The organism is Sulfitobacter albidus, from assembly GCF_018200035.1.
Classification (GTDB): Bacteria; Pseudomonadota; Alphaproteobacteria; order Rhodobacterales; family Rhodobacteraceae; genus Sulfitobacter; species Sulfitobacter albidus.
Genome location: NZ_CP073581.1, coordinates 1,037,431 through 1,052,072, shown reverse-complemented (window position 1 = coordinate 1,052,072; position 14,642 = coordinate 1,037,431). Strand labels below are relative to the sequence as shown.

Annotated in this window: 7 protein-coding genes and 1 pseudogene; 7 read left to right on the top strand and 1 reads right to left on the bottom strand. The window is 62.8% G+C overall.

Translation table 11 applies throughout. The features are described from left to right. Positions 1–456 precede the first annotated feature (456 nt). Positions 457–4,182 carry a calcium-binding protein gene (locus KDD17_RS04900; protein WP_212705539.1) on the bottom strand — a complete coding sequence of 1,242 codons (3,726 nt, stop codon included), beginning with the start codon at positions 4,180–4,182 and terminating at the stop codon, positions 457–459. A 284-nt stretch (positions 4,183–4,466) separates the two neighbouring features. Here KDD17_RS04900 and KDD17_RS18735 point away from each other — a divergent pair. The 7 genes and pseudogenes from KDD17_RS18735 (at position 4,467) to KDD17_RS04860 (ending at position 14,641) form a co-directional block, all read left to right on the top strand. Beyond that, positions 4,467–6,532, top strand: a pseudogene (locus KDD17_RS18735) (hydantoinase/oxoprolinase family protein). Next, positions 6,529–8,169 (top strand): hydantoinase B/oxoprolinase family protein, encoded by a 1,641-nt coding sequence (locus tag KDD17_RS04885; protein WP_212705536.1) that lies wholly within the window; start codon positions 6,529–6,531, stop codon positions 8,167–8,169. Before KDD17_RS18735 ends, KDD17_RS04885 begins: the two are co-directional and overlap by 4 nt. 28 nt (positions 8,170–8,197) lie before the next feature. Continuing rightward, a complete protein-coding gene (locus KDD17_RS04880; protein WP_212705535.1) occupies positions 8,198–9,184 on the top strand; it encodes a TRAP transporter substrate-binding protein in 987 nt (328 codons plus the stop codon). Between the two features lie 54 nt (positions 9,185–9,238). Next, entirely contained in the window at positions 9,239–9,760 is a 522-nt protein-coding gene (locus KDD17_RS04875; protein WP_212705534.1) for a TRAP transporter small permease subunit, read from the top strand. Beyond that, a complete protein-coding gene (locus KDD17_RS04870) occupies positions 9,753–11,042 on the top strand; it encodes a TRAP transporter large permease (RefSeq protein ID WP_212705533.1) in 1,290 nt (429 codons plus the stop codon). Before KDD17_RS04875 ends, KDD17_RS04870 begins: the two co-directional genes overlap by 8 nt. Beyond that, a complete protein-coding gene (locus KDD17_RS04865; RefSeq protein WP_212705532.1) occupies positions 11,039–11,755 on the top strand; it encodes a GntR family transcriptional regulator in 717 nt (238 codons plus the stop codon). The genes KDD17_RS04870 and KDD17_RS04865 overlap by 4 nt, the downstream gene beginning before the upstream one ends. A gap of 450 nt (positions 11,756–12,205) precedes the next feature. Next, on the top strand, positions 12,206–14,641 hold the full coding sequence (locus tag KDD17_RS04860) for a GcvT family protein (protein WP_212705531.1): 2,436 nt from the start codon (positions 12,206–12,208) through the stop codon (positions 14,639–14,641). Position 14,642: the final 1 nt, after the last annotated feature.

The following is a 14,642-nucleotide window of genomic DNA, read 5'->3' as shown; positions in this document are numbered from 1 at the left end:
GGGAATCAGACATCGCTGTGTGCAGTGAAGCATGGTTGACCGTTGATCCGATGCGCGGCGTGGTGACATGCTTGCTTCTGCGTCCGCTCATTCAGATCAGTTTTGTTCAGGTTTTGGTGTCTTCCGCGGTCGGTTTCCCCATTCAAGGGAGCTATGCCGCGCGAGGCCAGGAGCGATGCCGGTTTTGGACCTCCAGACGCCTTTGCCCCCCTGAGTTGCGGGGATGGCGCAGGCTTTTGTACGGATGCTCACGAAAGGTTCCGGTCTTCTGCCTGCGTTGACGCTTTTGACAAGACCGCTCCGCGTGAGCCACCCAATGTCACCGTACGCGGCCGGGCAGAGAGATGCGATACCGTGTGAAAGCACCTCACCCGACCGGAAGTGGAACAAAAGAACCCCTGCCCCGCAAACATGCGTTTTGCAGGACAGGGGTCGGTTGGCGGATCAGCCGCAGGATCAAAGGATGAAATCGGCCGCCGTCATTGAGGTCACACCGAGCAACAGGATATTGAGGTCGGTCGCGCCATCCCCGTCCACATCGCCCAGAACAAAACCATTTGTCCCGTTGGTAACAAAACGCAGATCGCCCGCACCTCCGAACCCAGCCGCCCCGATGAAGGTGAAGGCCTGGTTCCCGCCCGTATTGGCGTTTGCATCGATGACAGAAAGATCAACCCGGTCTGCACCGCCGACGCCGAAATCGACAATCGTGTCGCGCTCGGAAAAGAAGGAATGGCTGACGTCGTTGAACACGAACGTGTCCGATCCATTACCCCCGTTCAGGCTATCCGCCCCCCGGCCACCGGCAAGCGTGTCGTTCCCCTGCATCCCGATCAGGTTGTCATCACCGCCGAAGCCGAAGACACGGTCATTGCCGCCAAAGCCCAGAACGATGTTGTCATTGTCATCCCCCACGAGCACGTCACCGCCGACGTTCGAGCCGTAGATATTTTCAAACCCTTCGAACGTGTCCACGCCCGAGGAGCCGCCGACGGCCTGCGCTGTGCCTTGCAAACGCAGGTTTACCGTTACCCCGCCCCCGGAATTGAAGTAGCTGATGATATCGGCGTCACCGGCGCCGCCATCCATGCTGTCATTGCCGCCGGAGCCTTCGATCAGGTCGTTGCCGCTCCCGCCCCGCAAGACGTCGCCAGCGCCGATGCCGTAGATCTGATCATTGCCTGCGCCACCGTCGATCACATTGCCCGCCGCGTTGCCGACCAAAAGGTCATTTCCGGAGCCGCCAAGGATCCCCTCGATGGAGACAAAACGGTCCGTGCCCATCTGGGCGGAAACGGTCTGATCCCCCGCGAAGTTGATATTGACAACAAGGCTCTGCGTGGCATCGGAATAATCAGCCGTGTCGAAATTTCCGCCGCCGTTCAGTTCGTCGTTGCCGCTGCCGCCATTCAGCATGTCATTGCCAGAGCCGCCGAAGAGCCTGTCATCGCCCTCCCCGCCGAACAGACTGTCGTTGCCAGCCTCCCCGCCGACGATGTCGTTGCCCGCATCGCCGTACACCTCGTCAAAGCCGCCATTGCCCGAAAGGGTGTCATTGCCCCCATCGCCGTAAACCGTATCCGCCCCACCGGCGCCGGACACAGCGTCATTGCCCTGACCGCCTTCGAAAAGCTCGCTCTGCCCCGCACCGATGAAGGTGTCATTTCCCTGCGTGCCCCGGAACCATTCAAATCCCGAGATCGCATCCGTGAAGGAACCGCCGGATCCGAGCACCCCTGTCGCAACGCCGGTCGCGGCGTTGATGTCTACCGATTGGATCGGCCCGTCGTACCGCAAGCGGTCAAAACCTGTCCCGCCGTCCAGCATGTCGTTTCCGCCGTTCGAGCGGAAGGACTCGGCGTTGCTCGACCCGACAAAAACATCATCGCCGGCGGTGCCGCGCACCTCCCAGACCGGGCCGGTGCCGCCGATGGTCTCGGCGTTGCCAAATCCGTCATCTGCAATCGTGCGGGTCGCGAGATTGACATTGATCCCGTTGCCATCGCGCATGTCGATGCGCACCGCCCCGACGGGATCATCGACGTCGACACGTGTCGTGCTGTTTGCGTTGATGATGATCGTATCCACCCCGTCACCGGGCCGGATAATCATCCATTGTTCACCCTCTGGCGAGACGTCAAACGTATCGTTGCCCGTCGTGCCCCGGATTTCGAGCCCGCCCGTTGTCCAGCCGGACAGCAGCGGGTTTTCGACATCCACGAGGGTATCGGTGCCTGCCGCGCCCTTGCCGATGGTGCCAGTATTGGCGCCGCCGTCGATCGCGACCGCGATGGCGTTGCCAGTGCCGTTGAGAAAGCTGTAATCCAGTTCGACAAAGCCGTTGACGATATCGCCCATATCCACGGTATCGTTGCCAGAGCCGGTCTGGATGAAGTCAAAGCCGCTGTCTCCGCCCGCATTCTCTCCGGGATTGATGTAGTCACTGCCACCGCCGCCCCAGATATCGTCGTTGCCGGCAAGGCCAAGAAACGTCTCGCCCGCGGCGGAGCCAAAGAACCTGTTGTCGCCCTCGGTGCCTTGGAACAGATTTGTCGCTGCGGGGTCAATGAATTGCACGTCGGCGTCTGACAAATCCGCAAGCGTCCTGCCCGCGAAAAGCACCGATGACCCGCCGCCGAAATTCACCAGAACGCCATTGGGGCCCTCGGATACGTTGTTATCGAGCGCAAAGTCGAATCCGGCCTGGGTCAACCCGGCCACACGCACCTGAAGCGTTTCGGTCGAGGCATCGAAATCGCCAATCGTATCCGCCCCGCCGGTATGGACAAAGATATCCGAACCCCTGCGGCCTTGCAGCAGGTTCCCGACACCCGCTTCCGAGACGATCCGGTCATCCGAATTTGAGCCGCGCAGGTGTTCAAACCCCGAGATCGTGTCGGTGAAAATCTGACCGTGCTGTGACAGTGGATTAAAGCGCAGCCCGCTGACGACACCGGCCTCGGCATCGATGTTTACGCCAAAGGTGCGGCCCGAATCGTAGCGCAGCCTGTCAAAGCCCGCTCCCCCATCGAGGTCATTGTTGCCGCCGAAGTCGCGAAAGGATTCGTCATTGCTCGATCCGACAAACGTGTCGTTCTGAGACGAGCCCCGCACCTCCCAGACCGCGCCCGCGCCGCCAATCGTCTCGGCGTTGCCAAACCCATCGTTCGCGATCGTACCGGTGCCAAGATTGACGTCGATGCCCTGCGATGCATCCCTGAAATCAAGCCGGACAAGGCCCGTGCCGTTGATCGTATAGCTGTCGGCACCGTCGCCGCCGCGCACCGACATCCATTGCTCCCCTTCGGGTGCCAGAATGAACGTGTCGCCCGACGCCGTCCCGACAACCCCAAGGCCGCCGTTTTCAAAGCCGGCGTTGAGCGGCTGCACAACACCGAGCAGCGTATCGGTGCCGCTGCCCTTGACCACGCTGCCGGTATTCGCATCCCCATCGATGTTGACGGTCACAGGACCGGCCAGCCCGCTGTAATCGAGGGAAATGAACCCGTTCACGCCGTCGTTGCCGAACATGTCGATGGTATCATTGCCGGCCGAGCCTACGACCTGATCGCCATCCGAGGTCGCATTGCCCGTTGCGATGTAGTCGTTCCCGGCAGTCCCGGACAGGAAATCGTCCCCCGGGGTCCCCGTTATGGTGGGGTTCGGATCGACCGTGGTGTTTGCAAAGCTGTTGAAGTCAATCGACACACCGGGCGCGAATGCGCCTGTCGCCGTTCCAAAATTACCGATGAAATCGATCGAGGATTCCAGGGCTTCGAATTCCGGCAATGACGTCGGTATCGTCAGCGCGGCGCCGCCGATCTGGAAAATCAGATCAATCCGGCTGCCGTCCTCCTGCGGCAATTCGATGTTCAGCAGAATATGGACCCCCTCGGAGGATTCCACGAAACCCAGGAAATCGATAGTATCTTCCGGCAGGCTTGCCGTGCCCCCGGGGATGCCGGGGCCCGTTCCCGTGACCGAGATATCGCTCGACGTGATGTCGACCCGCGGGATGCCGTCCGGCAAAGTCTCTACCACACTGTAGGTGAGGAACTCCTGACCATCGGGCACCACGACGTTCAGGTCGACGGGATTGATTGCGATCGCATCGGCGTCGCCCGTTACCGGATCTGGGACGTCACGATTAACCTGAAAACCCGAAAGCGTGAAAGTTGGCATTGGAAAATTCCTCCTCAAAAAAGCCTTGCGCATCAATAAGCCGCAACTTCGAATCCCAGAATATCAAAGGTCGAAGTTCTGGATCAAGACTTCGCCCCCCTCCACCAGCCGCAGTGTGCTGCGATTGGGTGTCGGCGTTCGCCATCGACCGTCACGCGGCACGATGTCATCCGAGGCCCTTTTGAAGGCGCGAAAGACAGACGAACGCGGCCCGCTGCGCGCCGCTCGCAGGGCCAGCCCTGAGAAGTATTGACACAGGCAATTAAGTACGTACTAATAATTCCATGCTGAGGTTTTCCATCGACATCGGCGGGACCTTTACGGATGTCGTTGCCGAGACCGAGGCAGGGCTTTCCTCCGTCAAGGTGCTCACCACACCGGCAGCCCCCGATGAGGGCGCGCTCGACGGAATGGCACGGCTGCTGAAGGATCTGGGCAAGACACATGCCGATATCTCTGCCGTCATCCACGGGACGACGCTGGCGACCAACGCGCTGATCGAACGGCGCGGCGCCCGGACCGCTTTTGTCACCACGGCGGGATTTCGCGATGTGCTCGACATGCGGTACGAAAAGCGGTTCGCGCAGTATGATCTGAACATCGAAATGCCCAGCTCGCTCGTCGACCGCCCGCTGCGGTTTGGATTGGATGAACGTATCCTGGCCGATGGCGCGATCCTCAAGGCGCCGACGGATGCGGAGATTGACGCATTGGCCGACGAGATGGAACACGCGCAGGTCGAGGCTGTGGCGATCGGTTTTCTGCATTCCTACCGAAACCCTGCCCATGAAATCCACGTCGCCGACCGGTTGCGCGAGCGGCTGAGCCCGGATGTCACGATCTGCCGCAGCGCGGATGTCGCCTGCGAAATCCGCGAGTACGAGCGGTTCTCGACGGTCTGCGCCAATGCCTACGTACGTCCGCTGATGTCGCGGTATCTTGGCGCGCTCAAGGCCGCGCTGAACGATCTGGGATTTGAGGGATCGTTCCTGATGATGCTGTCCGGTGGCGGCCTTACAACGCTCGACCAGGCGATGCGGTTTCCCATCCGGCTTGTCGAAAGCGGACCCGCCGGCGGTGTTGCCCTCGCGGCGCATGTCGCCCGCGAAGTCGGGTCGAGAAAGACCCTGTCCCTCGACATCGGGGGCACCACGGCAAAGATCTGTTTTATCCGCGACGGCGATCCGCAAACGACACGGCGATTTGAGGTGGCCCGCGCATGGCGCGACGTGAAGGGCAGCGGGCTGCCGGTGCGCGTGCCCACGGTCGAACTGGTCGAGATCGGCGCGGGCGGCGGCTCTATCGCCGAGGTCGATACGCTCGGGCGGCTCAAGGTCGGTCCGCGCAGTGCGGGATCCGACCCGGGTCCGGCGGGCTACGGGCGCGGTGGGACGGATGCGACGATCACGGATGCGCACCTGAGCGTCGGCAACATTTCCGCCGAAGGGTTTGCGGGGGGATGATCTCGCTCACCCCTGAAAACGCCCCTGCCGCGATATGCGCGCATGTGCAGACCCCGATGGGCATCGACGATGTGCAGACGGCTGCGGCGGGTATCGTTGAACTGGCCGATGAGACCATGGCCAATGCCGCGCGCGTGCATGGCATCGAACTGGGCCACGATATTTCATCCTTTGATCTGTTGGTCACCGGCGGTGGCGGCGCCCTGCATGCCGCGCGGATCGCCGAAAAGCTCGACATCGCGCGCATCATCGTGCCGCAGAATGCAGGCGTCGGCTCTGCCGTCGGATTTCTGCGCTCGCCGGTCGCGTTCGAAGCCGCCATTTCCTTGATGGAGCCGCTGGCAGACATCGACGCCACGGCCCTGTCGGACCGCGTGACCACGCAGATTGCCCACGTCCGCGCAATCGTCGAAGAGGCCGTTCCCGCAGACCGCATTCTCACCACCGCCAAGATTGAGATGCGCTATCAGGGTCAGGGTCTGGAAATCGTGCTGGAACAGGCCGCAGACGCGGATTTTGCGATTGATCCTGCGCAGCTGGAGGCCGAATTCATCACCCGCTACAGATCGCTTGTCGGTTTTACGCTCAAGGATATCCCGCTTGATCTCGTCTCTGTCAGCGTAACCGCGCGCGAAAACCGCAGCCTGGGCACGCCTCCCGTCACGCCCGGCGCACAGCCGGGCGCGCCCGCCCTTCGGCAGGTCTTTGATCTGGGTGAAAAAGAGCACATCGCCTACCGCGTTCTGGACCGGGCCTGCGTCGGGCGCGACGTCACGCAAGGCCCCGCAATCGTCACCGAAGACCAGACCACGACCTTGGTGCGTCCCGGTTGGTCAGTGCATGCCTCGGACGCCGGGCACCTTGTTCTGGAGCGTCATGCGCCATGACCGACACCCTCGACATCGTGACGCGCAACGTCCTGTGGAACCGGTTGATTTCCGTCTGCGAAGAGCAGGCCAATGCCCTGATGCGCGCAGCGTTCGGGGCGATCGTACGCGAAGCGGGCGATCTGTCGGCAGGTGTATTTGACGCAAACGGCGACATGCTGGCGCAGGCCGTGACCGGTACGCCGGGGCACGTGAACACAATGGCGGCCTCCGTGCGCGCCATGCTTGCCCATGTGCCGGCCGACACGCTTGGACCCGGTGACGCCCTGGTGACCAACGATCCGTGGCTGGGGGCCGGGCATGTGTTCGACTTCGTGGTCGTCACGCCCGCTTTTCTGGAGGGTGAGATTATCGGCTACCTTGCCTCGACCAGCCACATCGTCGACATCGGCGGGCGCGGCTGGTCGGCTGAGGCGGCATCTGTCTACGAGGAGGGGGTCACCTTCCCCGTGCTCCACCTGCGCCGTGGCACAGCCCTGAACGAAGACCTGCTGGCGATAGTTACCGCGAATTCGCGCGTCCCGCATGAGGCGCGCGGCGATATCCTGTCGCTTTTGTCGTGCAATGACACGGGCGTCGCGCGCCTTCTGGATCTGCTGGAGGAATATCATCTGGCGGATCTCGTCTCCATCGCCGACTTCATTTTCGAGCGGTCCGCTACCGGCACCAAGGCCGCTCTGGCGCGCGCGCCCGAGGGCATTTACGAAAACAAGATGCATCTGGATGGCTATGACGCGCCGATCACGCTCAAGGCCCGGATGACCATCGGGAATGGGACCATCGCCGTAGACTTGTCGGGATCCTCTGCGGCGGTCGCGCGCGGCATCAACTGCCCGTTGAACTATAGCGCCGCCTACGCCTCTTTCGGGATCCGCGCCCTGCTGACGCCCGAAATTCCCAATAATCAGGCGTCGCTTGACGCGATCACCATCACGGCCGATCCCGGCCTTGTCGTCAGCGCCCAGAGGCCAAGCCCGGTTTCGGCGCGCCACGTCATCGGACAGGCCTTGCCCGATCTCATGCTGGGCTGCCTTGAGCAGGCCTTGCCCGGTGAGGTGCTTGCGGAAAGTGCGGGCGCCTTGTGGACGCTTTCGCTGTCGGGGGCGGGCAAGACGGCATTCTCGTCGCTGAACGTCGCCTTGGGTGGCATGGGCGCACGGCCCGGCGCTGACGGTCTGTCGACCACGGCGTTTCCGTCCGGTGTCGGCTCTGTTCCCGTCGAAGCAGCCGAAGTCGCAGCACCCGTCATCTACCACGCCAAGGAATTCATCCGCGACAGCGGCGGTGCCGGACAGTTCCGCGGAGGATTGGCCCAGCGCATCGAAATCAGTGCGCGTCTTGGCGAGGACATGTTCATGTCTGCCGCCGCTTTCGAGCGTCTCACCAGCGGCCCGGAAGGACGGCAGGGCGGCCAGCGGGGCGCCAGCGGCAGGGTCACCATCAGCGATGGGACAGAAATTTCAGACAAGGGCATGTATACGATCCCCGCAGGCGAGCGGGTGATCCTGCAGACGCCGGGCGGCGGTGGATACGGGGATCCGGCAAAGCGCGACCGCGCGGCGGTGCAGCGGGATCTGACCGACGGGCTGATATCCGACGACGCCGCGCGAACAGACTACAAATTTGACGCAGAATAACATTCGAAACCAACGGGAGCGTAAAACAATGACCAAGATGACAACGATACTGGGGATTTCCACGGCCCTGTCGCTGACGGCGGCAGGCGCGTTTGCAGAAACGAAATGGGATCTGTCGACCGCCTGGGGGGCCAGCAACTTTCATGCGCAAAGTGCGATCGCCTTTGCCGACGCCGTGCGCGAGGCGACCGATGGATCGGTCGACATCACCGTACATCTCTCGGGCGAAACCGGCGTGAAGATCACCGAAAAGCTCGCGGCGGTCGAAACCGGCATCGTGCAGATGGCCGACATGCTGCTGTTTCTGCAAGCGGGCGAGGAGCCGTTTCTGGGCGTCGACACCCTGCCCTATCTGATCCAGGGACAGGATGAAATGGCACAGTGGCTTGAAGTGGCAGGCCCGACCTACGACGCGATATTCGAGCGTCGCAACCAAAAGGTGCTCTATTACGTGCCGTGGCCCTCGCCGGGCGTGTATACCAAAAACCCGGTCGTCAGCGCCGATGACATGGCAGGCCAGCGCATCCGTGCGTTCAACGCCACCTCCTTCACCTTCCTCGAAAAGATGGGCGCCGCTCCGGTCGAATTGCCGTTTGAGGAATTGGCCACCGCCGTTGCCGCCGGAACCGTGGACGGCGCTGCCACATCGACCTCGACCGGTGCCAACTCGAAACTCTATCAGTTCACCGAGCACTTCAACCCGCTGAACTGGTCCATGTCGCCCGACGCCGTGACCGTGAACCTCGATGCCTGGAACGCGCTGAGCGATGAAGAGCGCACCGCAATCGAGGGCCTCGCGGACAGCATGGAAGCGGAGTTCTGGGCCGCCTCAGCCGCAGAGGATGAGGCCCAGACCGCGGTACTTGTGGAAAACGGCATGACAATCTCCGCCGCCGATGACACACTGACCGCAAAGATGGCCGAAGCGGGAAAGGCAATGTGGGCGGACTTCTTTTCAACCGTGCCCGAAGCGCAGAGCGTCGTCGAAGCCTACGCCGAAAAAGCCGGGAAATAGGCATCGTGGGGGAGAGGTGGCATCCGGTCACCTTTCCCGCCGCCCAGCCCCGGTATGACCCGTTTTCTCACACTCATTGACCGCCTGTCGCGCCTCGCGGAAACTGCCGCCGTCGCGCTCATAATCGGCTATTGCCTGTTGATGCTCACCGAGGTCGTGGCCCGCGCGCGGGCGCAAAGCTTTTCGTTCACGTGGGAATTTTCCACCTACGCCATGGCGGCGGTCTTTGCGCTTGCTGCGGGGCCCGCGATCCGCACGGCCGTGCATGTGCGGATTACCCTCGTCACCGAATTGCTCTCGTCTCGGGTGACAAAATGGCTGGACGTCGGCGCGAATTTTGTGGCCCTCGTGATCGTGGCCGCCGTCGTCTGGGCGATATACGTCAAGACGGCCGGATCGTTTGATCGCAACATTCTGGCAACCTCCGTCTCGAAAACCCCGCTTTGGATCCCGCAGGCCCTTGTGCTGTGGGGGTTTGCGCAGCTCTGGCTCGATCTGCTGGCACGGCTGATCCGGCGGGCCAGCGACCGACCGTTCGAATGGCGCGGCGCGGACAAGGAACCATCCGATGTTTGAAATCGCCCTCGTTGCCAGCCTGCTCTTTGTGGCGCTGCTTGCCGGGTCTGTTTGGATCGGTTTGTCGCTCTTTGCGACGGGCTATGTCCTGCTGTCGGTGTTCAAACCCAACATCCCGATGGATGTATTCAGCGGGGGCGTCATCTGGGGGAGCATGATCCCCACGCCGCTTCTGTCCCTGCCGCTGTTCATTCTGATGAGCGAAATCCTCGTCAGTGCCGGGCTGGGCCGGTCCCTGTTTTCGGGATTGGCACCCTGGGTCGGGCGGCTTCCAGGCGGTCTGCTGCATGTCAACGTCGTAGGCTCGACGCTTTTTGCCGCCGTCTCAGGCTCCTCGGCCGCGACCACAGCGATCGTGGGCAATGTCACCCTGCCCGAACTCAAGGCGCGCGGGTACGACCGACAGCTTGCCATGGGCTCGCTCGCCGGGGCGGGCACGCTGGGCTTTCTGATTCCGCCGTCGATCATCATGATCATCTACGGCGTCGTGGCAGAGCAGTCCATTCTGGAGCTTTTCATCGCCGGTGTCATTCCGGGCCTGACACTGGCCGGGATCTACATGGCCTATATCGCAGCCCACCAAAGCCTGACGGGAACCCAGCCGGCAGTCGACCGCGCGACCGCGGCGGATCTGTGGCGCGGCGCGCGCGACATCGGACCGATCGCAGCGCTCATCGGCACCATCATGGCCGCCCTCTATCTGGGCTTTGCCAGCGTCAGCGAACTGGCCGCCCTGGGCGTCTTGGGCGCGGTGCTGATCGCGCTGTCTATGGGGCGGTGCAGTGTTGCGGGCATGCTTGCGGCGGGCCGCCGCGCGGTGCGCACCTCAGCGATGATCGGTCTGATCATCATCGGGGCGGCCCTTTTGAACGCCGCCTTCGGGTTCCTCGGCATTCCAAAGGCAATCGCCGGGCAGATCGCCAGCTTTGGTCTGTCACCGATGGCACTGATTGCGGTCCTGCTGGTGTTCTACGCGCTGTTGGGCATGTTCCTTGATGGCACGTCGATCATCGTGATGACCCTGCCGATCACCCTGCCCCTGATCACGGCGGCGGGGTTTGATCCCATCTGGTTCGGCATCTTTGTCGTCGTTGCCGTCGAGATCAGCCAGATCACACCGCCCATCGGCTTCAACCTGTTTGTCATTCAATCCCAAACCGGTGAGAGCATGGGGCGCATCGCGCGCGCCGCGCTGCCGTTCTTTTTCATCCTGCTGGGATTTGCGATGCTGCTGGCACTTTTTCCCGATCTGGCCCTGTGGCTCCCCCGGACGCTGCAATGACAACGCTGCATCAGGAACTCGCCTCGACGCTGCTGGACCGGATCGAGACGCGCGAATTGCGGGTGGGCGACAAACTCCCCCCCGAGGCGCAATACGCCGCCGAACTGGGGGTCAGCCGCTCAACCCTGCGGTTGGCCTATTCCGAGCTGGAGCGCCTGGGCGTCCTGCAACGGCGCAAACGTGCCGGCACCACGATCATTGCTGATAAACCCAAGGCGCAATTCAACATGAGCACCGCCGGGCTGCACGAATTGCTTAGCCTGGGACGCGATACCAATCTTGCGCTGTCGGGGACACGAACAGTGCCAACCGCCGAAATCGAACACCTGCAAGGGTTCATCAGCGAGGCGGATCACTGGCTGGAAATCAGCGGCACCCGCACCCTGTCCGAAGAAGACGTGCCATTCAACACCACGCAGATCTACGTGCCCGCGCGCTTTGCGGGGATCGCGCATAGTCTCAGCGACACGGAGCCATCCATCTTTCGCAAGATCGAAGAACATTTTGATCTGGTCGTGGGGCGCGTCAGCCAGACGGCGCAGGCGATCCGCTGTCCGTCCGGGATCGCAAAGGTTCTGGGTCTGGAGCCAGATGCCCCAGCCCTGCGGATCGTCGCACAGCTTTACGACCGCGACGGGATCTTGATCGAGGTCTCAATCGCCACCTTCGATCCCGACCGGTTCCAGCTCAGGACGGATGTGCGCATAGACTGATCCGCGCGCGCAGGCGGCAGCGCTGCATCGGGAACGCTAGGCCGGTGCTTGCAATGGTTGACGCACAGGCCCATCGGGCCAGCGGTTTTCGGGAATCGTATTTCCCTAAGGCATCCAATCAGCAAACTGCCGAAAGGCGCGGTCCGTTCGGCCCGTGCAGGAGAGCACCGTAAACCCCCTCGGGAATGATCGGCTGCAGGGGTTCCCCGTCGCAAACCGGCGGAGCCGGTAGTCCGCAATCCGTTTGGGGGTAGCCCTGAATATCCTGTGCACCTTTTGCCCGGATCAACCCAGCCCTTCATTCAGCCGCCGCGATCGCGCCCTGCGCATCGCGGCAATACCCGATTGTCGGTTGACGCCGCTTCCTCTACGTTCGCGGCACGCACGGGGGCACCTGAACTGACACGGGAGCCGCCCCGATGCACACCCCGCCTACAGGAGATCCGGCCCATGAAATCGCGCACCAAGGTTGTGGTCATCGGCGGCGGCATTGCCGGCTGCTCCACGCTCTATCACCTGACGCAGGAAGGGTGGAGCGACGTTGTTCTGATCGAGCGGGATGAGCTGACCTCGGGCACGACATGGCATTCGGCAGCACAGGTCACGAATTTCGGAATGAACCAGACGATGGTGGGCCTGAAATCCCATTCCATCGCGCTCTATAAAAAGCTGCGCGACGACCCCGATTACCCGGTGGGCTATCACCACGGCGATGGCGGCATCCGGCTGGCCAATACCGAAGGGCACATGCAGGGCTATCGCCACTTTGCCTCGATGGCGCGGGGCATGGGCGTCGAATACGAGGTGATCGACGCGCAGGAATGCGCACGCCGTCATCCGCTGATCTCGACAGAGAACCTCATCGGCGGCCTGTGGGACGGCGAGGATGGCGATATCGACCCCGCGCAGCTTTGTCAGGCGCTGGCGTTCCACGCGCGCCGCGCGGGCGCCGAAGTCTATCGCCAGACCGCCGTTACCGGCCTCTCGCAGCACCGCGACGATACCTGGACGGTCGAGACCGACAAGGGCCCCATCGACGCCGATATCGTCGTGAACGCCTGCGGTTACCGCGTCAACGAGGTGGGTGCCATGATGGGCGTGCACCACCCCGTCGCCTCGATGGAGCATCAGTATTTCATCACCGAAGACATCCCCGCCATCGCCGCCGCCGGTCACCGGATGCCGCTGCTGCGCTGCCCGATTTCGGACTACTATTCGCGGCAGGAGAAAGGCGGCCTGCTCGTCGGATTTTACGAACAGGACTGCAAGACTTGGGGGATGGACGGGATCTCACCTGATTTCAGCAATGATCTGTGCCCCGACGATCTGGAGCGGGTGATGGACGTGCTCGAAGGCGCGTTCGAGCGGATGCCGGTCCTGCAGGAGGTCGGCATCAAGCGGGTCGTCAACGGCCCCATCACCTATACCATCGACGGCGCGCCGCTGGTCGGTCCGATCCCCGGCAAGCGCAACGCCTATTGCATCATCGGCCTGCGCGCGGGGCTGGGCGAAGGGGGCGGGCACGGCTGGCTGCTGGCCCAGCAGATCGTGCACGGCGAGGCGCAGTATGACACATGGGTCATCGATCCGCGCCGGTTTACCGGGCACACCAATGTCGAGCTGACGGCGCTGAAGGCCATCGAAGATTATCAAAACGAATTCCGCTTTCACTTCCCCCACGAACACCGTCCCGCAGGGCGCGGCGCCAAGACAACCCCGCTGACCCCGATCCTGGCCGCCGAGGGCGCCGAATTCACGGTCGTCAACGGGTGGGAGCGTGTCGACTACATCAAGCCCACGCCGGATTTTCACCCCAGCCTGACCTTCGATTTCGACGAAACCTTTGACGTGGTCGCAGCCGAGGTGCGCAACCTGCGCGACAACGTCGGCCTGTGCGAGGTCAACGGCTTCAACCGGTTCGAGATCACCGGCGCGGACAGGCACCGTTTCCTCGACCGGATGATGTGCGGCACCGTGACGAAAAAGGACGGGCGCGTGGGACTGGGCTATTTGCTCAACGCGCATGGCATGATCAAGGCCGAGGCGACGATCGCCAATCTGCCCGCGTCCCATACCGGGCCCGCGCGCGTCTGGTACGGATCCGCCGCGGCGGCAGAAGCCCATGATATGGACTGGCTGACGCAGCATCTCGATCCCGACGAAGACGTCACAATCCGCAGCCTGACAAACGATCAGACCATCCTTGTGCTGGCCGGCCCCAAGGCGCGCGATGTGCTGGCAGCCTGCGCGCGCGGGGATTGGTCGCGCGCGGCATTCCCGTGGCTGTCGGTGCGCGAGTGTTTCATCGGTTTCGCGCCTGCCACCGTTCTGGGCGTCAGTTTCTCCGGCGAGCTGGCCTATGAAATTCACGTGCCAAACGCGTCGCTCTTTGCGGCCTACACGGCCCTGCGACAGGCGGGAGAGGCCCATGGCCTGCAGCTTTTTGGTGCGCGCGCGGTCGATGCGATGCGGATGGAGAAAGGGTTTTTGCACTGGAAAGCGGATCTGCTGACCGAATTCGACCCTTTCGAGACCGGGCTTGATCGTTTTGTGCGTCTGGAAAAGGGGCCGTTTGTGGGCCGCGACGCGCTGCGTGAGCGCCGGGCCGACGGGCCGCGCCGCAAGCTCGTGACGCTCAGGATCGACAGCACCACCGCGCCCGCCCATCCCGGCGGCTCGCTGATGGCGGGCACGGAGGTGATTGGCACGATCACCTCGGGCGGTTGGGGGCACCGCACGGGGCTGAACCTCGCCTACGCCTTCGTGATGCCCGACAAGGCCGCCCTTGGCACGCGGATGCAGCTCGATCTATGCGGCGATCTTGTGGACGCGGAGGTGATCGCCCCCTCCCCCTTCGATCCCGATCACGAATGGATGCGCGGCTAGG